22 protein-coding genes are annotated in these 20,892 nt (G+C 63.9%); 18 read left to right on the forward strand and 4 right to left on the reverse strand.

The genetic code is table 11. The features are described 5' to 3' along the window. Positions 1 to 82: 82 nt before the first annotated feature. Positions 83 to 574, reverse strand: coding sequence for an Lrp/AsnC family transcriptional regulator (locus NKI54_RS04630; RefSeq protein ID WP_352635936.1), 492 nt, complete (start codon positions 572 to 574; stop codon positions 83 to 85). 82 nt (positions 575 to 656) lie between these two features. Here NKI54_RS04630 and ehuR point away from each other — a divergent pair, with 82 nt between their 5' ends. From ehuR to doeB, 10 genes are all read left to right on the forward strand, one after another. Then, on the forward strand, positions 657 to 2,042 hold the full coding sequence (ehuR, locus tag NKI54_RS04635; RefSeq protein WP_352635938.1) for a MocR-like ectoine utilization transcription factor EhuR: 1,386 nt from the start codon (positions 657 to 659) through the stop codon (positions 2,040 to 2,042). Positions 2,043 to 2,163: 121 nt separating this feature from the next. After that, the gene (ehuA, locus tag NKI54_RS04640; protein WP_023677199.1) at positions 2,164 to 2,949 is read left to right on the forward strand and encodes an ectoine/hydroxyectoine ABC transporter ATP-binding protein EhuA; all 786 of its coding nucleotides are present in this window, start codon (positions 2,164 to 2,166) and stop codon (positions 2,947 to 2,949) included. Between the two features lie 65 nt (positions 2,950 to 3,014). Beyond that, entirely contained in the window at positions 3,015 to 3,866 is an 852-nt protein-coding gene (gene ehuB, locus NKI54_RS04645; RefSeq protein ID WP_023677200.1) for an ectoine/hydroxyectoine ABC transporter substrate-binding protein EhuB, read from the forward strand. A gap of 172 nt (positions 3,867 to 4,038) precedes the next feature. Beyond that, on the forward strand, positions 4,039 to 4,698 hold the full coding sequence (gene ehuC / locus NKI54_RS04650) for an ectoine/hydroxyectoine ABC transporter permease subunit EhuC (RefSeq protein ID WP_254819481.1): 660 nt from the start codon (positions 4,039 to 4,041) through the stop codon (positions 4,696 to 4,698). A gap of 16 nt (positions 4,699 to 4,714) precedes the next feature. Beyond that, positions 4,715 to 5,374: an ectoine/hydroxyectoine ABC transporter permease subunit EhuD gene (gene ehuD / locus NKI54_RS04655; protein ID WP_352635941.1), complete on the forward strand. Its 660-nt coding sequence runs from the start codon at positions 4,715 to 4,717 to the stop codon at positions 5,372 to 5,374. Beyond that, positions 5,371 to 6,144: an ectoine utilization protein EutA gene (gene eutA / locus NKI54_RS04660; protein WP_352635943.1), complete on the forward strand. Its 774-nt coding sequence runs from the start codon at positions 5,371 to 5,373 to the stop codon at positions 6,142 to 6,144. Before ehuD ends, eutA begins: the two co-directional genes overlap by 4 nt. A 10-nt stretch (positions 6,145 to 6,154) precedes the next feature. Next, on the forward strand, positions 6,155 to 7,147 hold the full coding sequence (gene eutB / locus NKI54_RS04665; protein ID WP_352635945.1) for a hydroxyectoine utilization dehydratase EutB: 993 nt from the start codon (positions 6,155 to 6,157) through the stop codon (positions 7,145 to 7,147). Continuing rightward, positions 7,144 to 8,136, forward strand: coding sequence for a cyclodeaminase (locus NKI54_RS04670; RefSeq protein ID WP_352635947.1), 993 nt, complete (start codon positions 7,144 to 7,146; stop codon positions 8,134 to 8,136). Before eutB ends, NKI54_RS04670 begins: the two co-directional genes overlap by 4 nt. Before the next feature lie 38 nt (positions 8,137 to 8,174). Next, positions 8,175 to 9,353 carry an ectoine hydrolase DoeA gene (doeA, locus tag NKI54_RS04675; protein ID WP_352635949.1) on the forward strand — a complete coding sequence of 393 codons (1,179 nt, stop codon included), beginning with the start codon at positions 8,175 to 8,177 and terminating at the stop codon, positions 9,351 to 9,353. Between the two features lie 5 nt (positions 9,354 to 9,358). Beyond that, on the forward strand, positions 9,359 to 10,360 hold the full coding sequence (doeB, locus tag NKI54_RS04680; protein ID WP_352635951.1) for a N(2)-acetyl-L-2,4-diaminobutanoate deacetylase DoeB: 1,002 nt from the start codon (positions 9,359 to 9,361) through the stop codon (positions 10,358 to 10,360). Between the two features lie 97 nt (positions 10,361 to 10,457). Here doeB and NKI54_RS04685 read toward each other — a convergent pair whose 3' ends face one another. Next, positions 10,458 to 11,117 carry a GntR family transcriptional regulator gene (locus NKI54_RS04685; RefSeq protein ID WP_352636088.1) on the reverse strand — a complete coding sequence of 220 codons (660 nt, stop codon included), beginning with the start codon at positions 11,115 to 11,117 and terminating at the stop codon, positions 10,458 to 10,460. Positions 11,118 to 11,439: 322 nt separating this feature from the next. On the opposite strand from NKI54_RS04685, the gene NKI54_RS04690 reads away from it, so the two are divergent. From NKI54_RS04690 to atzF, 8 genes are read left to right on the forward strand one after another with little or no spacing between them, the layout of a single operon-like run. After that, complete coding sequence (locus NKI54_RS04690; protein WP_352467659.1) at positions 11,440 to 12,567, forward strand: BMP family ABC transporter substrate-binding protein; 1,128 nt, start codon at positions 11,440 to 11,442, stop codon at positions 12,565 to 12,567. Between the two features lie 20 nt (positions 12,568 to 12,587). Further along, a complete protein-coding gene (locus NKI54_RS04695) occupies positions 12,588 to 13,712 on the forward strand; it encodes an ABC transporter permease (RefSeq protein WP_352690776.1) in 1,125 nt (374 codons plus the stop codon). Next, on the forward strand, positions 13,712 to 14,638 hold the full coding sequence (locus tag NKI54_RS04700; RefSeq protein ID WP_352569074.1) for an ABC transporter permease: 927 nt from the start codon (positions 13,712 to 13,714) through the stop codon (positions 14,636 to 14,638). The genes NKI54_RS04695 and NKI54_RS04700 overlap by 1 nt, the downstream gene beginning before the upstream one ends. Before the next feature lie 14 nt (positions 14,639 to 14,652). After that, positions 14,653 to 15,354 carry a biuret amidohydrolase gene (gene biuH, locus NKI54_RS04705; RefSeq protein ID WP_352690777.1) on the forward strand — a complete coding sequence of 234 codons (702 nt, stop codon included), beginning with the start codon at positions 14,653 to 14,655 and terminating at the stop codon, positions 15,352 to 15,354. 10 nt (positions 15,355 to 15,364) lie between these two features. Beyond that, on the forward strand, positions 15,365 to 16,897 hold the full coding sequence (locus tag NKI54_RS04710; RefSeq protein WP_352690778.1) for an ABC transporter ATP-binding protein: 1,533 nt from the start codon (positions 15,365 to 15,367) through the stop codon (positions 16,895 to 16,897). Then, positions 16,897 to 17,565 carry a cysteine hydrolase family protein gene (locus tag NKI54_RS04715; protein WP_352690780.1) on the forward strand — a complete coding sequence of 223 codons (669 nt, stop codon included), beginning with the start codon at positions 16,897 to 16,899 and terminating at the stop codon, positions 17,563 to 17,565. Before NKI54_RS04710 ends, NKI54_RS04715 begins: the two co-directional genes overlap by 1 nt. Next, positions 17,558 to 17,908 carry a cupin domain-containing protein gene (locus NKI54_RS04720; RefSeq protein ID WP_352635964.1) on the forward strand — a complete coding sequence of 117 codons (351 nt, stop codon included), beginning with the start codon at positions 17,558 to 17,560 and terminating at the stop codon, positions 17,906 to 17,908. Before NKI54_RS04715 ends, NKI54_RS04720 begins: the two co-directional genes overlap by 8 nt. Continuing rightward, the gene (gene atzF / locus NKI54_RS04725; RefSeq protein WP_352635966.1) at positions 17,908 to 19,716 is read left to right on the forward strand and encodes an allophanate hydrolase; all 1,809 of its coding nucleotides are present in this window, start codon (positions 17,908 to 17,910) and stop codon (positions 19,714 to 19,716) included. The genes NKI54_RS04720 and atzF overlap by 1 nt, the downstream gene beginning before the upstream one ends. Positions 19,717 to 19,721: 5 nt before the next feature. Here the strand turns inward: atzF and NKI54_RS04730 are convergent, their stop codons facing one another. Further along, positions 19,722 to 20,279: a cytochrome c gene (locus NKI54_RS04730; protein ID WP_023677217.1), complete on the reverse strand. Its 558-nt coding sequence runs from the start codon at positions 20,277 to 20,279 to the stop codon at positions 19,722 to 19,724. After that, entirely contained in the window at positions 20,276 to 20,674 is a 399-nt protein-coding gene (cueR, locus tag NKI54_RS04735) for a Cu(I)-responsive transcriptional regulator (protein ID WP_031211920.1), read from the reverse strand. The genes NKI54_RS04730 and cueR overlap by 4 nt, the downstream gene beginning before the upstream one ends. Between the last annotated feature and the right edge of the window lie 218 nt (positions 20,675 to 20,892).

Here is a 20,892-nt window from a genome sequence, read left to right on the forward strand (position 1 = left end):
CGCAAACAGAGAGGCTGTTTGCGTGCCTGCACGTAGAGAGATTGTCTCTATTGCCCTGCCCAGCCAGACGATCTCTCCGGTATCAGGAAGATGCCGGCAACAGGTCCGCCACCGGCAGCACACTCTCCTCCTTCACCGTCTTGGTGACGATATAGGTGAAATAGCGGTCGATGCCGATCTCGCGCTCGAGCAGATTGTCGACCAGCCGCTGATAGGCGTCGATGTCGCGCGCCATGACTTTCAGCAGGTAATCGACGCCGCCGCCGACAGACCAGCAGGCGATGATCTCGGGAATGTTGCGGATGACACGCTCGAAACGGTCGAAATCGGCCTGGCGGTGGTTGGCAAGCGTCACCTCCATCAGCACGGTGGCGACCGGCGCGATGGCGCGCATGGCGATCCTGGCATGGTAGCCCGAGACGATGCCGGCCTTTTCCAGCTTGCGCAGCCGCATCCAGCACGGCGTCGGCGACAGGCCGACTTTCTCGGCCAGCGCCAGCTTGGTGATGCGCCCGTCGCGCTGGATGGCGTCGAGGATTTTGAGATCGATCGGATCGAGTTTCGCTGCAGCCATGATCGCCCACTTCCAGTGCCCGACACCATGACGGCGCATTATTTCGATTGTCAATTGCACTGATTTCGATCTCTAATAAGTCATGACATTTTGGCGACCAGATCCCGCTCTTATCCGGCGGCCGGCGTATCAATCGCTCGCCGACCAGTTCGCGCGGGCCATCCATGACGGGCGTCTGGCCAATGGCGCGCGCTTGCCGACGCACCGGCAACTGGCCGATGATCTGCAACTTTCCGTGCAGACGGTCAGCCGCGCCTATGAGGAGCTGATCCGCCGCGGGCTGGTGTCCGGCGAGGTCGGCCGCGGCAGCTTTGTGCAGACGCAGCGCCGCGAGCCGGAGCCGCCCTATCTGCCGGAGCGGCTGGGCGAGGTCATCGATCTCTCCATCCTGAAGCCGGTCTGCGAACCGATGCATCTGGAGCGGCTGAGGCAGGCGCTGGGCTGGCTCGCCGAAAACCTGCCGTCGAGCTCGGCGCTGTCGTTCAGGCCGAACATGGTGTTCCCGCGCCACCGCGCGGTAGGTGTCGAGTGGCTACGCCTCTGCGGCCTCGACGCGTCGCCGCAGAACATCAGCCTGACCAACGGCGCCACCGCCGGTATGACGGTAGCGCTGATGAGCGTGGCGCCGCCCGGTTCGACCGTCGCCACCGAGGCGATCGGCCATCACACGCTGATCCCGCTGGCGCGCTATCTCGGCTTCAATCTCGAGGGTCTGCCCATCGACGACAATGGGCTGATCCCGGAAGCGCTCGACGAGGCCTGCCGGCTGTCCGACATCCGCGCCGTGTTCGTGCAGCCCTCGGTGATTAACCCGACGGCAACGCTAATGGATGCCGCCCGGCGCGAGCAGATCGCGACGGTGGCGCGCAGGCACGACATCGCCATCATCGAGAACGACGTGCTCGGCCCGCTGGTCGAGGACCGGCCGCCGCCCGTCGCGGCGTTTGCCCCCGAGCGCACGCTCTACGTCACCTCCTTCACCAAGATCGTGGTGCCGGGCCTGCGCATCGGCTATCTCGCGGCGCCCGATCGTTATGTCGCCGCGGTCGCCAATCGCCATCTCGTCTCGAACTGGATGGCGACGCCGTTGGTGGCCGAGATCGCCACCAAATGGGTGACCGACGGCACCGCGATGGAACTCGTGCGATGGCAGCGCCTGGCTTTGCGGCGGCGTCTGGACATAGCCGCCGAGGTGCTTGCCGGAGTGGACTATCGGGCTCATCGCGACGGGCTGCATGTCTGGCTGCAACTGCCCGATGACCGCGGTGAGGAAAGCTTTGTTTCCCAGGCCCGCCTGCAGGGCGTGGCGATCGCGCCCGGCACGTCGTTTCGCATTTCGCAGATGCCTTGGCATCCAGCCGTACGGATTTCGCTGGGCTCGACCACGGAGGGGGAACTGCGTGCCGGTCTCGGCGTTGTCACCAAGCTTCTGCTCGGCGATCCCGAGCATCTCCTGCTTGCGATCTAGACGGCGAATGGCGCGAAATTGTGCGGAATCCGAAATATTGTCATGATATTATTTTCTTGATTGACATGATTTGCCGCGATCCGCATCGTTAAAGGCAAGCTTCTCCAGCACGGGAAATTCATTGTCGGCTCCCATCATCAAGATCGACGGCATTTCAAAAAGCTTCGGCACCTTCAAGGTGCTGGACGGCCTCTCGATGCAAGTCATGCCCGGCGAGAAGCTGGCACTGATCGGTCCATCGGGTTCGGGCAAGACGACGATCCTGCGCATCCTGATGACGCTAGAGCGTATCGACAGCGGCCACATCCAAGTCGACGGCGAACAGTTGTACCACATGGAGCGTAACGGCCGGCTGCTGACGGCCGATGAACGGCATTTGGCAAAAATGCGCCAGAAGATCGGCATGGTCTTCCAACTGTTCAATCTGTTTCCGCACAAATGCGTCATCGACAATGTGACGCTGGCACCGATGCTGACCAAAGGCGTGCCGCGGGCCGCCGCCGAAAAGCGGGCGATGGAACTGCTCGACATGGTCGGCATGGTCGACAAGGCCAAAGCGATGCCGGCGCAGCTTTCAGGCGGCCAGAAGCAGCGCGTCGCGATTGCGCGGGCGCTGGCGCTGTCGCCGAAAATCATGCTGTTCGACGAGGTCACCTCGGCGCTCGACCCTGAGCTCGTCGACGAGGTGCTCAACGTCATGCGCAAGCTCGCCGCCGAGACCGACATGACCATGCTGCTGGTCACCCACGAGATGGGTTTCGCCCATGACTTCGCCGACCGGGTGCTGTTCTTCGATCGCGGCAGAATAGTCGAGGAGGGCAAGCCCGACGAGATTTTCCGCCATCCCAAACAGGAGCGTACGCAAGGTTTCCTGAAGAAGATCATTGCGGCCGGACATCGGGTCTGACTGCCATGCGAGGCGGCGACGCCTCAAGCAAGCCAAGAAGACAGACAAACAAGGAGTTGGGAACAATGAAGAAATTTGCCATTTTGGCCGGCGTCGCCGGTATTGCGCTGACGGCGGTGCTGGCCGCCTCGACGGCCGGCTCGGCCGACGACAGCAAGCTCGAAGAGCTCAAGGCGCAAGGCTTTGCCCGCGTCGCCATCGCCAACGAGCCGCCCTATACGGCGGTCGCTGCCGACGGCAAGGTTTCGGGTGCGGCGCCTGACGTTGCCCGTGAAATCTTCAAGCGCCTTGGCGTCAACGATATCGTCGCCTCGATCTCGGAATATGGCGCCATGATTCCCGGCCTGCAGGCCGGCCGTTTCGACGTCGTCACTGCCGGCCTGTTCATGAAGCCGGAACGTTGTGCTGCGGTCGCCTATTCGGAACCGGTGCTGTGCGACGCCGAGGCGATGCTGGTGAAGAAGGGCAACCCGAAGGGTTTCAAGAGCTACGAGGACGTCGCGAAGGACGCGAGCGCCACGATCGGCGCGCCGGGTGGCGGCACTGAAGAGAAGCTGGCGCTCACCGCAGGTGTGCCGCGCGAGCGCGTCATCGTCGTGCCGGACGGCCAGAGCGGCCTGAAGATGCTGCAGGACGGCCGCATCGATGCTTATTCGCTGCCCGTGCTGTCGATCAACGACCTGGTCAAGAAAGCCAATGATCCGAACCTCGAAGTCATCGCGCCGGTGGTCGGTGCGCCGGTCTATTGCGACGGCGCGGCCTTCAAGAAGGGCGACGAAGCGCTGCGCGACGCCTATGATGTCGAGCTGGCGAAACTGAAGAAGTCCGGCGAGTTCGCCAAGATCATCGAGCCTTACGGCTTCTCGGCGGCGGCGGCAATGTCGACGAGCCGCGACAAGCTCTGCTCGGCGAAGTAAAAAGTGCCGCTCACCCTAGCCTCTCCCCGTCAAAAACGGGGAGAGGGGGGCGTCAACGCTGGAGCTTCACCCTTCTCCCCGTCCCTATAACGGGGAGAAGGTGCCGGCAGGCGGATGAGGGGCGGCGCCGGCGTTCTGCAATGATCACCAAGCGAGGAAACGCTTAGCCCCAATGACCCAATGGTCCGGCTATTTCGGCCTGATATTGCAAGGAGCGCTTGTCACCATCGAGCTGACGCTGATGGGGTCGGTGCTGGCCTTGGTCATGGCCTTTCTTGCCGGGCTGGGGCGGCTGTCGCGGTTTTTCGTGCTACGCGCGCTGGCCACCGCCTATATCGAGTTCTTCCGCGGCACCTCGATTTTCGTGCAGCTGTTCTGGGCTTATTTCGTGCTGCCTTTTGCCGGCATTTCGTTGACGCCGCTGCAGGCCGGGGTGCTGGCGCTGGGCCTCAATGTCGGCGCCTATGCGGCGGAAGTGGTGCGTGGCGCCATCAAGTCTATCGGCCGCGAACAATATGAGGCCTGCACCGCCCTCAATCTCGGCCGCTGGCAAGCCATGCGCCATATCATCCTGCCGCAGGCGCTTCTGGTGATGCTGCCAACCTTCGGCAACAACGCCATTGAATTGCTCAAGGCCACCGCCGTCGTTTCGCTAATCTCGCTCGCCGACCTGACCTTCCAGGCGCAGGTGGTGCGCTCGCAGACCGGCAATACTCTGGTGCCGTTCAGCACCATCCTCGTCATCTATTTCGTCCTGGCGCTGCTCATCTCATGGGGCGTGCGGTCGCTGGAACGCCGTATGGCTCGTGGCCTCGACGGGGTGCGCGTATGATGGATCGGGCCTGATAATGGAATGGGATTGGGATTTTGTTCGGCAGATCCTGCCGACGCTGATCGAGGGGGTGAAGATCACCATCCTGGCGACGCTGCTCGGCTCGGTACTGGCGGCCATCATTGGACTGGGCATCGCGTTGGCGCGCCGGTCGCCGAACAGGGCTCTGTCGCGCACCGTCGGTTTCCTTGCCGAGTTCATCCGTGGCACGCCGCTGTTGGTGCAGCTCTATTTCATCTTCTACGTGCTGCCGGATTTCGGCATCCTGTTGCCGCCGCTGGTGGCGGGCGTCATCGGTCTCGGGCTGCATTACGGAACTTACACGGCCGAGGTCTACCGCGCCGGCATAGACAATGTGCCCCGCGGCCAGTGGGAAGCGGCCAAGGCCTGCAATCTAAACGCCACCCAGACCTGGACGCACATCATCATTCCGCAGGCGATCCCGCCGATGATCCCGGCGCTTGCCAATTATTTCATCGCCATGTTCAAAGAGACGCCGCTGCTATCGGCGATCACCGTGCTGGAACTGATGAACCAGGCCAAGAGCGTCGCCAATACCTATTATCGGTATATCGAACCGATCACCTTGGTCGGCGCCTTCTTCCTCGCCATCAGCCTGTTCTCGGTGGTGCTGCTGCGCTGGCTGGAACACCGTTATGGGCGGATCGAACGATGAGCGCTGCACCCGATATCCGCCTGCACTCGGCCCGGCCGCCGCTCGATGCGCGTCCGCTGGAAAAGCGGGTCGGCCTGATCATCCTTGCCACCGACCATACGAGCGAACCGGATTTTCACCGCATGGTGGCAAGCGACCGCATCGGCGTCTATGTCGCGCGCATCCCCTACGCCAACCCGACGACGCCGGACAATTTGCGCAAGATGCAGCCGTCACTGACGGCGGCCGCGGCCCTGATCCTGCCCGACGAGCCGCTCGATGCGATCTGCTATTCCTGCACCTCGGCTTCCGTCGTGATCGGCGATGCCGAAATCGAGGCGGCGGTGCAGGCCGCCAAGCCCGGCGTGCCGGTGGTCACGCCGCCGATGGCCGGGGTGCGCGGCCTCAAGGCGCTGGGCGCCAGGACGATCAGCATTCTCACTCCCTATACGGTCGAGACCAGCCGGCCGATGGCGGCCTATTTCATCGAACATGGATTCGAGATCGCCGGCTTCACTTGCCTCGGCTTCGAGGACGACCGCGAGATGGCACGGATTGCGCCGAAATCCTTGGTCGATCTGGCCCGCGAAGCGACCGATATGCAAGCCGACGCGCTGTTCGTGTCCTGCACGGCGCTGCGGTCGGCGCTGGCAGTGGTCGGCATGGAAGAGGCCATCGGCCGCGCCGTCGTCACCAGCAACCAGGCGACGGCCTGGAATTGCCTGCGCCTTTGCGGCGACGACGAGCCGCGTCCTGAATTCGGCCGTCTGATGACGCTGCCGTTGAACTGATTGCAGAGCCATGACCACGTCCAGGATAAGCCTCTCCGATATCCGCGCCGCGCGCGAGCGCATCGCAGGCAAGATCGAGCGTACGCCGACCGTTCCTTCCCGGAGTCTTTCCCAGCACTTGGACGCTCCTGTTTATCTCAAGCTCGAACATCGGCAGACCACCGGCGCCTTCAAGCTGCGCGGTGCCTCGAACGCTATCGCTTCGCTGACAGACGAGGAGAGGGCGCGTGGCGTCGTCGCTGCCTCGACTGGCAACCACGGCCGGGCGCTTGCCTATGCTGCTCGACTGCAAGGCATCCACGCGACGATCTGCATGTCGCGGCTGGTGCCGCAGAACAAGCTGGACGAGATCCGTCGGCTCGGCGCCGAGATCCGCATCGTCGGCAACAGCCAGGACGATGCGCAGCGGGAGGTCGAACGGCTGGTCGCGGAAGAGGGGCTGATCATGCTGCCGCCCTTCGACCATCCTGCCATTGTCGCCGGGCAAGGCACGCTCGGGCTGGAGATCATCGAACAGGTTCCGGACGCCGCCTTGGTGCTGGTGCCGCTTTCCGGCGGTGGGCTGGCGGCTGGCGTCGCCGCTGCCGTGAAGGGCGTCAGCCCGGCGACGAAGGTGATGGGCATTTCAATGGCGCGCGGTGCGGCGATGAAGGCGAGCCTCGACGCCGGACATCCGGTTTTGGTCGAGGAACTGCCGACGCTGGCCGATTCCCTCGGCGGCGGCATAGGCCTCGACAACCGGCTGACCTTTTCCATGTGCCGCGACCTGCTCGACGATGTGATCCTGCTCAGCGAGGACGAGATCGCCACCGGCATCCGCCATGCCTATGAACAGGAGCGCGAGATCGTCGAAGGCGCCGGCGCGGTCGGCATCGCGGCCGTGCTTGCCGGCAAGGTCAGGGCGAGCGGCCCGACGGTGCTCGTGCTGTCCGGCCGCAACATCGATATGACACTGCACCGCAAGATCATCTGCGGCGAAGCAATTGCGGAGAGCGCAGCATGAGCCGGATGACGATCCTCACCGAAGCTGAATTGCGCAAGATCGTGAAGCTCGATCTTGATGCCATGGCCTGCGTCGAGAACGCGTTCCGGGCGCTCGCCACCTTGCCGGTGGCGATGCCGCCGATCCTGCGGCTGGACATTCCAGAGCATCGCGGCGAGGTCGACGTCAAGACCGCCTATGTACCGGGTATCGACGGTTTTGCGATCAAGATCAGCCCCGGCTTTTTCGACAATCCCAAGCTCGGCCTGCCCAGCGTCAACGGCATGATGGTGCTGCTGTCGGCGAAAACCGGATTGGTCGAGGCGCTGCTGCTCGACAATGGCTATCTCACCGACATCCGCACGGCGGCGGCCGGCGCGGTTGCCGCCAAGCATCTGTCGCGGCCGGGTTCCTCCGTTGCCGCGATCTTCGGCGCCGGTGTTCAGGCCGGACTGCAGCTCGAAGCGCTGATGCTGGTGCGGCCGATCACCGAGGCTCGCATCTGGGCAAGGGATGCCGCCAAGGCCGAGGCCGCGGCCGACGCATTGTCCGAAAGACTGGGCATCGCCGTTCACGCCGAGCCCGACGCGGCAAAGGCTGCGGCCGATGCCGACATCATCGTCACCACGACGCCGTCGACCGAGCCGCTGATCAAGGCCGGCTTCGTCTCCGCCGGCCAGCATATCACTGCCATGGGCTCGGATGCCGAGCACAAGAACGAGATCGCGCCGGCGATCCTGCGCATGGCAGATCTCTACGTCGCCGATAGCGCCAAACAGACGCGCCGGCTGGGCGAACTGCACCATGCTATCGCGGCGGGCGTGATGGCGGCCGATGCCGAGATCACCGAGCTTGGCCACATCATCGCCGGCGAAAGGCATGGCCGGCGTTCGGACAGCGACATCACAATCGCCGACCTGACCGGCACCGGCGTGCAGGACACGGCAATCGCCACGCTCGCCCGCGACCGCGCGCGTGCAGCCAAGACCGGTACGATTTTCGAAAGCTGATACCGGCCGCAAGGCCCAACAAACGAGGACCAAGAACAATGCAGCCCAATTTGAAATTCTCGCGCGGCGAATATGCGGAGCGCCTCGCCAAGACGCGGAAGGCCATGGCGGCCAAGGGCGTTGATCTATTGATCGTCAGCGATCCGTCCAACATGGCCTGGCTGACCGGCTATGACGGCTGGTCGTTCTATGTGCATCAGGCTGTCATCGTGCCGCCGTCGGGCGAGCCGGTGTGGTACGGGCGCGGCCAGGACGCCAACGGCGCCAAGCGCACCGCCTATCTCGCGCACGACAACATCGTCGGCTATGCCGACCATTATGTGCAGTCGACCGAGCGCCATCCGATGGATTTTCTGTCCAGCGTGCTCTCCGATCGCGGCTGGGGGAAGCTCAGCATCGGCGTCGAGATGGACAATTACTGGTTCTCGGCCGCTGCCTTCGCATCGCTGCAGAAGCATCTACCCAATGCCCGCTTCGTCGATGCCACGGCATTGGTCAACTGGCAGCGCGCGGTGAAGAGCCCGACCGAAATCGACTATATGCGCAAAGCCGCGCGGATCGTGGAGGCCATGCACCAGCGTATCGTCGACAAGATCGAGGTTGGCATGCGCAAATGCGACCTGGTCGCCGAGATCTACGATGCCGGCACGCGCGGCGTTGACGGTATCGGCGGCGACTATCCGGCGATCGTGCCGCTGCTGCCGTCGGGCGCCGACGCATCGGCGCCGCATCTGACCTGGGACGACCGGCCGATGAAATCGGGCGAGGGCACCTTCTTCGAGATCGCCGGCTGCTACAACCGCTATCACTGCCCGCTATCGCGGACTGTGTTCCTTGGCAAACCGACGCAGGAATTCCTCGATGCCGAAAAGGCGACGCTGGAAGGCATGGAGGCGGGACTTGCCGCCGCCAAGCCCGGCAACACATGCGAGGACATCGCCAACGCCTTCTTCGCGGTGCTGAAGCGGTACGGCATCGTCAAGGACAATCGCACCGGGTACCCGATCGGGCTTTCCTATCCGCCTGACTGGGGCGAGCGCACGATGAGCCTGCGTCCAGGCGACCGCACCGAGTTGAAGCCCGGTATGACCTTCCATTTCATGACCGGCTTGTGGCTTGAGACGATGGGGCTTGAAATCACCGAATCCATCTTGATCACCGAGACGGGCGTCGAGTGCCTGGCGAATGTGCCGCGCAAACTGGTGGTGAAGAATTGAGCCCGATGTCCAGCCTTCGTCCGTCACCGATCACGCCGACCGTCGATTTCGAGCGCGACGGCGTGCAGCACGGTTTCCTGCGCCTGCCTTACAGCCGCGATGATTCCGCCTGGGGATCGGTGATGATCCCGATCTGCGTCATCCGCAACGGCAAGGGGCCGAGCGCGTTGCTCACCGGCGGCAATCATGGCGACGAGTATGAGGGGCCGCTGGCGCTCTTCGATCTCGCCCGTACGCTCGATCCGAAGCAAGTCAGCGGCACGATCATCATCGTGCCGGCGATGAACTATCCGGCGTTCCGCGCCGGCACGCGCACCTCGCCGATCGACAAGGGCAATCTCAACCGCAGCTTTCCCGGCCGGCCCGACGGCACGGTGACCGAGAAGATCGCCGATTATTTCCAGCGCGAGCTTCTGCCCCGTACAGACATCGCGCTCGACTTCCACTCCGGCGGCAAGACGCTCGACTTCGTGCCGTTCTGCGCCGCCCACATCCGGCCCGACAAGGTGCTGGAAGCGAAGGGTTTCGCTGCGGTTGAAGCCTTCTCCGCACCATGGTCGATGAAAATGCTGGAGATCGACGCGGTCGGCATGTTCGACACTGCCGCCGAAGAGATGGGCAAGCTGTTCATCACCACAGAGCTTGGCGGCGGCGGGACTTCGCGCGCCGAAACGGTGCGGATCGCACGTCGCGGCGTGCTCAATGTGCTGCGCCATGCCGGCATCGTCGCCGGCGCAGTCGAGATGCAGCCAACCCGCTGGCTCGACATGCCGTCCGGCGATTGCTTCTCGTTCGCCGAGGACGACGGGATGGTCGAAACGATGATCGATCTCGGCGAGCCGGTGGCAGAGAACCAGGTGCTGGCACGTATCCATTCCATAGGCCGCACCGGCGGCGCTCCGCAGGAGATCCGGGCCAAAATGTCCGGTCTGTTGGCGGCGCGGCATTTTCCGGGGCTGGTCAAGGCCGGCGACTGCGCTGCCGTGATCGCCATGCTGGTCGATTGAGGGCTAGAGCGGGATGCGTTCAACGCCCATCCCGCTCTATCTGTTTGTTTAGCCGCATTTCTGCGACGCCAAGTGATTCACTTGGCTGCAAAATGCTCTAGGAAGCCGATGTCGGGAACGGCTCGGTCCTGCCTTTGGGGCGATCGCCGATCGCAAAGACGGCGCTCGCCTCGCTGACGATCGAGACATGATCCTTGGCGGCTGTTCCGGCCGCCGCACTGTCGCCGCGCATGATTGCGGTGACGATGGCGTCATGTTCTTGCCAGGACTGGGCCAGCCGCCCGGGCAGCATGAATTGCGCGCGCCGGAACGGCGCCAGGCGGCCGCGGGTCATGACGGTCAGTTCATAAATGTGCTTGCTGTGGGCGCCGCGATAGAGCCGGGTGTGGAATTCGGTGTTGAAAAGCTCATACTCTTCTTCGGCACCGAGCTGCACGAAGCGCGCCGAGGCCTGGTGCTCGGCCTCCAGCGTGCGGCGCTCGCCAGCGGTCATGCGCTCGGCCGAGAACCGCGCGCAGATCGCTTCAAGCTCGGCCATGCTTTCGAACATCGAGGCGAGGTGCTCCTGCGTCACCACGGCGACGGTGGCGCCGCGGTTCGGCCGCCTTTCGACCAGCCCCATGGCGCTGAGCCGGCTGAGCGCTTCCCTGATCGGCGTGCGTGAGATGTCGAAGCGGGCGGCGAGCGAGGCTTCGTCGAGCTTTTCGCCCGGGCGCAGGAAACCGGTGACGATCCGGTCGCTGATCGCCCTCACCATCTGATCGACGGTCGTGCCCGACCTGATCAAATTGCGCTTTCCCGACACGTCTCCTCCGTCCAGTCTTTTCGCGCAGCCGTAAGCCACTCACCGGCTTCGATTCCTCCGCATCTCTGTATGCCTACGTTTTAGCCTTCATGTCAAATTGGCGATTTTGGAGGCAAAAAGTGTATGCAATTGCTCCGGCTTTGTGCAGGCCACATCGGCACATTCATTGATATTGCTGAATAAATTCAATTTCTAAAAATGGCACGCTGATTGCATACACTTCTCTCATTGAGGTGTTAACCGGCCCCAAAGGCCCCATAGAGGGAGCATTCAAATGTCCGAGAGATTCATGCTTAGCCGCCGCGACCTGCTCAAGACCTCCGCCGCCGGAGCGGCGCTCGGCCTTGCGTCCGCATCGTTTCCGATCAGCAGGGCCTTCGCCGCGACGGCCACTGTCGGCTTCATCTATGTCGGGCCAAAGGACGATTACGGCTACAACCAGGCGCATGCCGAAGGCGCCGCCACGCTGAAGGGGATCGAAGGAATTTCCGTCGTCGAGGAGGAGAACGTGCCGGAGACGGTCGACGTGCAGAAGACGATGGAATCGATGATCAATCTCGACGGTGCGTCGCTGATCTTCCCGACCTCGTTCGGCTATTTCGATCCGCACATGCTCGCCATGTGCGCGAAATTCCCCGACGTGCAGTTCCGCCATTGCGGTGGCATGTGGAACAAGGACAAGCATCCGATGAATGCCGGTTCCTATTTCGGCTATATCGGCATGGGCCAGTATCTGAACGGCGTCGTCGCCGGTCACACCAGCAAAACCAAGAAGCTCGGCTTCGTCGCGGCAAAGCCGATCCCGCAGGTGTTGCTCAACATCAATTCCTTCCTGCTCGGCGCGCGCTCGGTCGACCCGACCATCACCTGCCAGGTGATCTTCACCGGCGAGTGGTCGCTAGCGGTCAAGGAGGCCGAGGCCACCAATGCGCTGGTCGACCAGGGTGCCGACGTCATCACCTGCCATGTCGATAGCCCCAAGGTGGTGGTCGAGACGGCGGCCGGGCGTGGCGCCTTCGTCTGCGGCTATCATGCCAACCAGAGCCCGCTGGCGCCGGAAAAATACCTGACCGGCGCGGAATGGAACTGGGCCAAGGTCTACAAGATGTTCGTCGACGATCTGGTGGCGGGCACGCCGCTGCCCAATTTCACGCGCGGCGGCCTGGCCGACGGCTTCGTCAAGATGAGCCCGCTCGGCCCGGCCGTCGGCGATGCCGCCCGCAAGCAGTTCGACGGCACGCTGGCCGAAATGATGAAAGGCGGCTTTTCCGTCATCAAGGGTCCGCTGAAGAGCAACAAGGGCGTCGTCGTCGCGACCGAAGGCCAGGCCTTCGCCGAGACCGCGCTCGAACTCGAAAGCATGGACTACCTGGTCGAGGGCGTCGTCGGTTCGACCGCCTGAACCGGATCGGAGACGGGGCCATGGCAGACACGATCAGCACTGCGGGCGCACCGGCGCTGTTTGGCGCCAGGAATTATCCGGCGGCGCTCGAATGGGCGGCGCGGCGGGCGGAAGCCTTCGTCATACCGCTCGCGGCACTGATCGTCGGCATGGCGCTGTTCAGCGTGTTCATCGCGCTGGTCGGCAAATCGCCGGTGCAACTCTACGAGACGATGTGGCGCGGCGGCTTCGGCTCGTGGTTCTCGATCCAGAACTCGCTGTCACGGGCAGCACCGCTTTTGCTGGCAGCGCTCTGCGTGGCGCTGCCGGCCCGGCTCGGCCTCGTCGTCATCGGCGGCGAAGGCGCGATCGTGCTGGGCGGCGTTGCCGCCGCCGCCATCGGCGTCGCGGCGAATGGCGCGCCGGCTTTTCTGGTCATCCTGCTGATGGGCGTGGCGGGCGCGGTCGCCGGCGGCATCTGGATCGGTGCCGTCGGCGCACTCCGCCACTACCGCGCCGTCAACGAAACCATCTCCAGTCTGCTGATGGCCTATATCGCCATCGCGCTGATGAACCATCTGGTCGAAGGGCCTCTGCGCGATCCGGCTTCGCTCAACAAACCCTCGACCGAGCCGCTGGCGGATGCCTACCACATCGGCAACATTCCAGGCATGGACGTGCACTGGGGCCTGGTCGTCGGCATTCTCGCCTGCGTCTTGTCCTGGCTGTTGATCGAAAAGACGCGCTGGGGGTTTGCCGCCCGCATCGCCGGCGGCAATGTCAGGGCAGCTCAGGTGCAAGGGCTTGCCGTCGGGCCGCTGATCGTCGGCTTCACCGGGCTCGCCGGCGGCTTCGCCGGGCTGGCCGGCATGCTGGAGGTCGGCGCCGTTCAAGGCAGCGCCAACGCCTCGCTCGCCGCCGGCTATGGCTATACCGGCATCCTCGTCGCCTTCCTCGCCCGCCACAATCCGCTCGCCATCATCCCGGTCGCTTTCCTGCTCGGCGGTATCGGCGCTTCTGGCGGGCTGATCCAGCGCCGGATGGACCTGCCCGACGCGACCGTGCTGGTGCTGCAAGGCATGCTCTTCGTCGTCATCCTGTTCAGCGAAACCTTTTACGGCCGCTTCAAGGTCTTCAATCCCGATCTGTGGAAGAGGGGCTCCTGATGGACGCGACCGAGATCGGCCTGTGGGGCGTGCCGCTCGCCATTCTCGGCGGCGCCATCCGCGTTTCGACGCCCTTCATCTTCGTCTCGCTCGGCGAAGCCATCACCGAGCGCTCCGGCCGCATCAATCTTGGCCTCGAAGGCACGCTGGTCTTCGGTGCGATGACCGCCTATGCGGTCGCAGTGATGACCGGCTCGCCATGGCTCGGTCTGCTGGCTGCCGCAGGTGCCGGTCTTTGCTTCGGCCTGTTCCATGGCTGGATCTGCAAATTCCGCGGGGTGAACGACATCGCCATCGGCATCGCGCTTATGCTGTTCGGCTCCGGTCTCGCCTTCTTCTTCGGCAAGCCGTTCATCCAGCCCTCGGCACCAGACCTGCCGGCCATCGCCTTCGGTGGCTGGTCGGATATCCCGCAGGTGCAGGCGGCGCTCAACGTCAATGTGCTGTTCCTGATCGGGGCCGCACTTGCGCTGTTCCTGTGGTGGGCCTTCCGCAACACCCGCGCCGGCCTGATCGTGCGCGTCGTCGGCGACAGCTCCGATGCGGCGCGGGCCATGGGCCTCAATCCCAACACCGTGCGCCTGCTTGCGACAGGCGTCGGCGGTGCGCTCGCCGGCATCGGCGGCGCCTATCTGTCGCTCTATTATCCCGGCAGCTGGACCGAACGCATCTCGTCGGGGCAGGGGCTGATGGCGGTGGCGCTGGTCATCTTCGCGCGCTGGAACCCGCTTGGCTGCTTTGCCGCGGCACTATTGTTCGGCGGCGCCGGCGCGCTGGGCCCGGCGTTGCAGTCGGTCGGGGTGACGCAGGGCTACTATCTCTTCTACGCCGCACCTTACATCCTCACGCTCATCATCATGATCGCCACCTCGTCGCCGAACCGCTCGCTTGCCGGCGCGCCGGGCGAGTTGTCGATCACCAAATGACTGGAGTTTTTTCGATGAACGCCAGAGCCGAGATCACCCAGCGCTACATCGATGCCGACCCCTATCCATGGCCCTATAATGGCGAGCTGCGGCCGGACAATACGTCATTGATCATCATCGACATGCAGACCGATTTCTGCGGGCCGGGCGGCTATGTCGATCATATGGGCTACGATCTTTCGCTGGTGCGGGCGCCGATCGAGCCGATCAAGTCGGTGCTCTCAGCCATGCGGGCTAAGGGTTACACCATCATCCACACGCGCGAGGGCCATCGGCCCGATCTCGCCGACCTGCCGGCCAACAAGCGCTGGCGCTCGCGCCGCATCAATGCCGGCATCGGCGACCCCGGGCCTTGCGGGCGCATCCTGGTGCGCGGCGAACCCGGCTGGGACATCATCCCCGACCTCTATCCGGCGGCTGGCGAGCCGATCATCGACAAGCCGGGCAAGGGCTCGTTCTGCGCCACCGACCTCGAGCTGATCCTGCGCCAGCGCGGCATCGAAAACATCGTGCTGACCGGCATCACCACCGATGTCTGCGTCCACACGACGATGCGCGAGGCCAACGATCGCGGCTTCGAATGCGTGATGCTGGAGGATTGCTGCGGCGCAACCGACTACGGCAACCATCTCGCGGCGATCAAGATGATCAAGATGCAGGGCGGCGTGTTCGGCGTGGTGTCGAACTCGGCATCCTTCGTCGCGCAGCTGCCGTGAGGACACGATCTTGAGCGGAAGCATCGGTAAGAAAGCCGTCGGCGTCGAGACCATCGGCATGACCATGCGCTTCGGCGCCTTCACCGCGCTGGACGACGTCTCGATCAAGGTGCCGGCGGGATCGTTCCATGCGCTGCTCGGCGAAAACGGCGCCGGCAAATCGACGCTGGTCAAATGCATGATGGGTTTTTACCATCCGACCGCCGGCGACATGCTGGTTGATAGCCGCGAGGTCGCGATCGCCAGTCCGAAGGATGCCTCGGCATTGGGGCTCGGCATGGTCTACCAGCATTTCACGCTCGTCCCGTCGCTGACCGGCGCGGAGAACCTGGTCATTTCGCGCGAGAAGGTGCCCGGCGTCATCGACTGGCGCAAGGAGCGCGCCGCACTTGCGCAATTCATGCAGCGTATGCCGTTCAAGCTGCCGCTCGACGTCAAGGTGGCGGAACTTGCGGCCGGCGAGAAGCAGAAGCTCGAAATCATCAAGCAGCTCTATCTCGGCCGCAGTTTCCTGGTGCTCGACGAGCCGACTTCGGTGCTCACTCCCGGCGAGGCACACGAAGTGCTTGGCCTGGTGCGCGACATGACCAGGACCGGCGACCTCACCATGCTGATGATCTCGCATAAATTCCACGAGGTGACGGCCTTTGCCGACGATATCACCGTGCTGCGCAAGGGCAGGCTGACCGGAACCGGAAAGGTCTCCGAACTTTCGCACAAGCAGATGGCGGCGATGATGATCGGCGACCAGCCGATCGCCGCACTCGACAGCCGCGCTCCGGTGCCGGCCGGCGCCAGGCAGGTGCTGACGGTAAAGTCACTGAAGGCGCCCGACCGCACCGGCTTGAAAACCATCGACATCGGCGAACTCGATGTGAAGTCGGGTGAGATCGTCGGCATTGCCGGCATCTCCGGCAACGGCCAGAAGGAGTTTCTCGAAGTCCTTGCCGGACAGCGGGCGCGCAATGGCGGCGACGTTCTGGTGAAAGGCTCGCCCTATGGCGCCAGCCGCAGCGAGGCGCGCACGCTCAATGTCCGCTTCATTCCGGAGGAGCCCTTGCGCAATGCCTGCGCACCGAAGATGACGGTGGCGGAAAACATGGCCTTCCGGACCTTCGACCTCAACGAGGCCGGCAAGCAGGTCAACTGGATCAGGATGAGTGCGATCAGGGACTACGCGGCCCGTCTGGTCCAACAGTTCAAGGTCAAGACGGCATCGCTTGCTTCGCCGATTTCGTCGCTCTCGGGCGGCAATGTGCAGCGCGCGGTGCTGGCGCGGGAACTGACCGGCGAGGTCGATTTGCTCATCGTGTCGAACCCCTGCTTCGGCCTCGACTTCTCCGCCGTCGCCGAAATACGCGCCCGCATCATGAAGGCGCGCAATGCCGGCGCCGCGGTGCTCCTTATGTCGGAGGACCTTGATGAGCTGCTCGAGCTCTCGGACCGCATCTTCGTCATGTCGGACGGCGCGCTGGTCTACGAGACGCCGATCGCGCAGGCGAGCGTGCAGACGATTGGCGAGCACATGGCGGGACATCACTGATGGCGGAGATCGAGGCGCTGCCGTTTCCGTTCGCCTTCAAGCCTGAGGCGATGGCGCTGGTCGTCATCGACATGCAGCGCGATTTCACTGAGCCCGGCGGCTTCGGCGCCAGCCTCGGCAATGACGTCAGCCGAGTCACGGCGATCGTGCCGACGGTGAAGAGGCTGATCGAGGGGTTTCGCACCGCCGGCCTGCCGGTGATCCACACGATGGAGTGCCACAAGGCAGACCTTTCGGATCTGCCGCCGGCCAAGCGCAATCGCGGCAATCCGTCGATCAGGATCGGCGATGTCGGGCCGATGGGTCGCGTGCTGATTGTCGGCGAGCCGGGAACGGCGATCCTCGATGAACTTGCGCCACTGCCTGGCGAGATCGTCATCGAAAAGCCGGGCAAGGGGGCGTTTTATGCCACCAGCTTCGGCGATGACCTGAAGCGGCTTGGCGCACAGCAATTGGTCTTTGCCGGGGTGACGACGGAGGTCTGCGTGCAGACGACGATGCGCGAGGCCAACGACCGCGGCTATGAATGCCTGCTCGCCGAGGATGCGACGGAGAGCTATTTTCCGGAGTTCAAGGCGGCAGCCCTTGCCATGATCAGGGCGCAGGGCGCCATCGTCGGCTGGACGGCAACGACGGACCAGGTGCTCGAGGGACTTTCCAATGCCTAACATTGCATACCAGGCTCTCATTCAAGGGGGCTGGCGTGATCTGCCATTCGAGCCTTTTCGCGAAGGCATCACGGTGCATTGGCTGCTCAAGGGTGGACCGATGGAACCGTCGGTGGCGATCCTGAACTACCGGCCGGGCGCCGGCGTGCCGCGTCATCGCCATGCCGGGCTGGAAACGATCATCGTGCTGGAAGGCACACAGAGCGACGAGAACGGCGATTATGCCGCGGGCAGCGTGATCCTGAACCCGGTCGGAACCGAACACTCGGTGTGGACGAAGGATGGCTGCGTCGTGCTCATCCAGTGGAACCTGCCGGTAGTCATTCTGGGCGAGGTTGCCTAATGAGCGACATCCGCTTCGACATAGCGAGCCTGCACGCTGCCTTTCAGGCCGGCGTCAGCATCGGCGAGATGATCGATACGGTCCATGCGCGGCTCGCGGCGGCCGATGACCCCGGCATCTTCATCCATCTGGCGAGCAGGGCGGAGTTGCTTGCCGAGGCGGAAAAGCTCGGCCCGTTCGATCCCGCGGCAAAGCCGCTGTGGGGCGTGCCGTTCGCGGTCAAGGACAACATCGATGTTGCCGGCATGCCGACCACGGCGGCTTGTGCGGAATATGCCTACTTGCCGGCGAAAGACGCCACCGTCGTCGCGCGGCTCAAGGCCGTCGGCGCGCTGGTCGTCGGCAAGACCAACCTCGACCAGTTCGCCACCGGCCTGGTCGGTGTGCGCACGCCCTATCCGATCCCGAGGAATGCGATCGACCCGAAACTGGTGCCGGGCGGCTCCTCATGCGGCTCGGCCGTCGCAACCGCGCGCGGCATCGTCTCGTTCGCGCTCGGCACCGACACCGCCGGTTCTGGGCGCATTCCCGCCGGCCTCAACAACATCGTCGGGCTGAAGCCGAGCGTCGGCGCGCTGTCGGCCGCCGGCGTCGTGCCGGCCTGCCGCACGCTCGACTGCATCTCGGTCTTCGCGTTCACCGTCGATGACGCCTACCGCGTGTTCGAGGCGGCGGCGGCAAAGGACGACGCCGACCCCTATTCGCGAGACCTCGGCGTCCAGGGCCTTGCCGCGCGCCCGCCGGTGCTGACTGTCGGCGTGCCGGCTAGGGCGGACTGGACCTTCTTCGGCGACGAGGCGATGCAGGCGGGTTTCGAGGCCGCTCTTGCCTCGCTGGAGACGCTGGGCTGCCGGCTGGTCGAAATCCCGTTCGGTGATTTCTACGCCACCGCCAACCTGCTCTACGAAGGCGCCTGGGTGGCCGAGCGTTATGCCGCGATCAAGGGCTTCATGGAAGCCAACGAGGCCGCCATGCATCCGGTGACGCGAACGATCATCGGCGGCGCGCGAAAACTTTCAGCCGCGGACGCTTTCAACGGGCTCTATGCCTTGCAAGGCTATAAGGCCAGGCTTGCGCCGGTCATCGCCTCGGTCGATCTTTTCTGTGTGCCGACCGCGCCGACGCATTACACGGTTGAAGCGGTGTTGGCAGACCCCATCGTCACCAACAGCCGGCTTGGCACTTACACCAACTTCGTCAATCTGCTCGACATGTGCGGCATAGCCGTGCCGGCCGGAATTCGTAGCGACGGTTTGCCGATGAGCGTCACCTTGCTTGCCGCGGCGGGCAAGGACCATCTGACGGCGTCGCTTGCGCAGGATGTCCATGCGGCAAGCGGCCTTGCGCTGGGCGCTACAGGCTGGCCGCTGCCGCCGCGTGGCGATGTTCGCGTGGACGTGGACGAGGGCACGATCGAGCTGGCCGTGGTCGGCGCGCATCTATCGGGGATGGCGCTGAACGGCCAGTTGCAGCAGCTCGGCGCGATTTTCGCCCGGGCGGCAAGAACGGCGCCGCTCTACCGGCTTTATGCGCTCGCCGGCCAGTCGGTGTCGCGACCGGGGCTCGAGCGCAGCTGCAATGGCAAGGGGGCAGCGATCGAGGTCGAAGTCTGGCGGCTCTCGCCACAAGCGTTCGGGCGCTTTGTTGCCGCGATCCCGCCGCCGCTCGGCATCGGGACGCTTCTGCTTGATGACGGAACGTCGCCGAAGGGCTTTCTCGTCGAAAGTGCCGGCCTCACCGATGCAAAGGAGATCTCGCATTTCGGCGGCTGGCGCAATTTCATGGCGGGTCAGCTGCAGCGGAGCTGACGCTATCACTCGACCTTTTGCCTGAACTTCGAATGGCAGCTCGAGCAATCCTGCAAGATGAGATGCAGGAGGTGCTCCGCCGGCAATTTAGTGGGATCGGCTTCCGCGAGTGATGGTCGCTTGCCAAGCAGGCTGCCACCGCCCATTGCCAGGCCGGAACCCATTCTCATGTCGTCGGTGATATGCGGTGGTGCCCGCTCGGCGTCGGAGGCCAGGGCGCTGGCCAGCGTTCCGATGTGGCGTGCCAGCCCTTCGAACTCCGCGCGGGCGGGGTCGATATCCGCCTTGGCGCCTGAAGGCGCTCCCAATGTCGCGCTGGGGAATTCGGCAATCAGGGCAGGGCCGGTGCGGGCGCGGATGGTCTCGGCCGCCGCCCTGAAGGCTGCGGCGTCGTACGCCTGCTTGCCGTCGAACATCCCAGCGATCGCCTTTGCCGCCGCGGCCATTTCCTTCATCGAGGCCTGGCGAGCCTCGATGATCGCATCACGGCTCGAATGGGCGGCAGCGAGCACGACAGAGACGCAGGCAAGCGACAGCACCGTTACAGCGGCTGCGAGCCTCACTGGGCCACGCCTTGTCCTGCCAGCTCGTCGATGATCGGGCAATCCGGCCGCTCGTCGCCGTGGCAGTGACTGACCAGATGGTGGAGCAAGCCGCGCAATCCGACCAGTTCAGCGATCTTCCTGTCGATCTCCACCAGCTTGGCTTTCGCGATCTCCTTCACGTCGGCGCTATCACGTTCCCTGTCTTGATACAGCGAGAGCAACTGGCGGCATTCGTCGACCGAAAACCCCAGGCTTCGCGAGCGCTGCAGGAAGCGCAGCCGGTGAATATCGGCCGTCGAGTAATCGCGATAGCCATTGTCTGTCCGAGCCGGATGCAAGAGCCCGATATCCTCGTAGTAACGGATCGTCTTGGCCGGCAGGCCGGATTTTTCGGATGCGATACCGATGTTCATGGTGGAAATCTCCTTTGTCGGAGGAAATAGACCTTCCAGTAGATGGAAGGTCAACATGATGTGGCGATTTTGGATGCCCGACGCAACCGCCCGCCCGCTCCAACCGTTTGCCTGCCAACAGCGCAGACTAAACCTTCGGGAAGAAATCAGTTTTCGGAAACGTTTATCGAACAGCGCTCAAAACCCGGTGTTCGACACCGGGTGCCGATGAGCAAGGA

This window comes from Mesorhizobium sp. M0663, from assembly GCF_040320585.1.
Classification (GTDB): Bacteria; Pseudomonadota; Alphaproteobacteria; order Rhizobiales; family Rhizobiaceae; genus Mesorhizobium.

What these genes read in the sequence shown, in the direction of transcription:
- biuH (WP_352690777.1), top strand. Translation starts at nt 14,653, where the DNA reads ATGAACGCCAGAGCCGAGATCACCCAGCGCTACATCGATGCCGACCCC.
- eutA (WP_352635943.1), top strand. Translation starts at nt 5,371, where the DNA reads ATGAGCGCTGCACCCGATATCCGCCTGCACTCGGCCCGGCCGCCGCTC.
- NKI54_RS04720 (WP_352635964.1), top strand. Translation starts at nt 17,558, where the DNA reads ATGCCTAACATTGCATACCAGGCTCTCATTCAAGGGGGCTGGCGTGAT.
- NKI54_RS04700 (WP_352569074.1), top strand. Translation starts at nt 13,712, where the DNA reads ATGGACGCGACCGAGATCGGCCTGTGGGGCGTGCCGCTCGCCATTCTC.
- NKI54_RS04685 (WP_352636088.1), bottom strand. Translation starts at nt 11,117, where the DNA reads ATGGTGAGGGCGATCAGCGACCGGATCGTCACCGGTTTCCTGCGCCCG.
- atzF (WP_352635966.1), top strand. Translation starts at nt 17,908, where the DNA reads ATGAGCGACATCCGCTTCGACATAGCGAGCCTGCACGCTGCCTTTCAG.
- NKI54_RS04695 (WP_352690776.1), top strand. Translation starts at nt 12,588, where the DNA reads ATGGCAGACACGATCAGCACTGCGGGCGCACCGGCGCTGTTTGGCGCC.
- NKI54_RS04690 (WP_352467659.1), top strand. Translation starts at nt 11,440, where the DNA reads ATGTCCGAGAGATTCATGCTTAGCCGCCGCGACCTGCTCAAGACCTCC.
- ehuD (WP_352635941.1), top strand. Translation starts at nt 4,715, where the DNA reads ATGGAATGGGATTGGGATTTTGTTCGGCAGATCCTGCCGACGCTGATC.
- ehuR (WP_352635938.1), top strand. Translation starts at nt 657, where the DNA reads ATGACATTTTGGCGACCAGATCCCGCTCTTATCCGGCGGCCGGCGTAT.
- NKI54_RS04670 (WP_352635947.1), top strand. Translation starts at nt 7,144, where the DNA reads ATGAGCCGGATGACGATCCTCACCGAAGCTGAATTGCGCAAGATCGTG.
- ehuC (WP_254819481.1), top strand. Translation starts at nt 4,039, where the DNA reads ATGACCCAATGGTCCGGCTATTTCGGCCTGATATTGCAAGGAGCGCTT.
- eutB (WP_352635945.1), top strand. Translation starts at nt 6,155, where the DNA reads ATGACCACGTCCAGGATAAGCCTCTCCGATATCCGCGCCGCGCGCGAG.
- doeA (WP_352635949.1), top strand. Translation starts at nt 8,175, where the DNA reads ATGCAGCCCAATTTGAAATTCTCGCGCGGCGAATATGCGGAGCGCCTC.
- NKI54_RS04630 (WP_352635936.1), bottom strand. Translation starts at nt 574, where the DNA reads ATGGCTGCAGCGAAACTCGATCCGATCGATCTCAAAATCCTCGACGCC.
- ehuB (WP_023677200.1), top strand. Translation starts at nt 3,015, where the DNA reads ATGAAGAAATTTGCCATTTTGGCCGGCGTCGCCGGTATTGCGCTGACG.
- doeB (WP_352635951.1), top strand. Translation starts at nt 9,359, where the DNA reads ATGTCCAGCCTTCGTCCGTCACCGATCACGCCGACCGTCGATTTCGAG.
- cueR (WP_031211920.1), bottom strand. Translation starts at nt 20,674, where the DNA reads ATGAACATCGGTATCGCATCCGAAAAATCCGGCCTGCCGGCCAAGACG.
- NKI54_RS04715 (WP_352690780.1), top strand. Translation starts at nt 16,897, where the DNA reads ATGGCGGAGATCGAGGCGCTGCCGTTTCCGTTCGCCTTCAAGCCTGAG.